This is a genomic window from Methanosarcina spelaei (assembly GCF_002287235.1).
Lineage (GTDB): Archaea > Halobacteriota > Methanosarcinia > Methanosarcinales > Methanosarcinaceae > Methanosarcina > Methanosarcina spelaei.
This window is the reverse complement of sequence record NZ_LMVP01000427.1, coordinates 1-381: the sequence shown is the minus strand read 5'-3', so window position 1 is coordinate 381 and position 381 is coordinate 1. Positions and strand designations below refer to the sequence as shown.

The 381-nt window shown below is 36.5% G+C and carries 1 protein-coding gene; it reads right to left on the bottom strand.

What is annotated here, in order from left to right; all coding sequences use genetic code 11:
* Nucleotides 1-4: 4 nt before the first annotated feature.
* Nucleotides 5-313: a hypothetical protein gene (locus ASJ81_RS15785; protein ID WP_095645206.1), complete on the bottom strand. Its 309-nt coding sequence runs from the start codon at nt 311-313 to the stop codon at nt 5-7.
* Between the last annotated feature and the right edge of the window lie 68 nt (nt 314-381).

Below are 381 nucleotides of genomic sequence, written 5' to 3'. Positions count from 1 at the left end.
AAAATCATTTATGAATAATAACTGTTACATCGGTCTCGGGTATTCCAATCGATGAAATCCTGCCGGATGTCGAAATCGCACAGGACCATACTTTTATCCCATGCTTAATGAATATATCATTGTCTATGCTATCCACTTCACCTAATATTACAGTTGCATTCAAGCCGCCCCAGGCTCTTTTATTCGTCCTCACGTTGCCGTGTTCATCAGTTTTGTAATGATAAAGCTCATCATTTTCTTTTAAGTGAATTGTAATGTCTGAATTACAAATCAATTCTTTAGATTGTGATGGCCTATTGCTTCTACGTTCCATTTGACTAAACTCCTTTACATTAAGCACGTATCAACAGTGCAAATACTTTTGGTACAGTGCTTTTGTAA